Annotated in this window: 1 protein-coding gene; it reads left to right on the plus strand. The window is 53.3% G+C overall.

Translation table 11 applies throughout. The annotated features are described in order from the left end of the window. Nucleotides 1-214, plus strand: a 214-nt coding sequence (locus tag EOE65_RS17995; protein WP_164847169.1) for a DDE-type integrase/transposase/recombinase, incomplete at both ends; no start/stop codon positions are given.

Raw genomic sequence — 214 nt, forward strand, 5'->3', positions numbered from 1 at the left:
CTGTATTTGGCTGCTGTGATAGACCTGTATTCGCGACGGGTTGTTGGTTGGTCTTTAGGTAAACGGAAAACAGTGGCGTTAACAAAGTCCTCACTGATGATGGCCATTCGGAATAGGAAGCCGCCACCGGGTTTGATCTTCCATACGGATCGGGGCGTTGAGTATCGTGCTCACGAGTTCCAGGCGGTGCTGGATCGGCACGGCATGCATGCGA

The sequence above is a fragment of the Neptunomonas marina genome (genome assembly GCF_004005935.1).
Classification (GTDB): domain Bacteria; phylum Pseudomonadota; class Gammaproteobacteria; order Pseudomonadales; family Balneatricaceae; genus Neptunomonas; species Neptunomonas marina.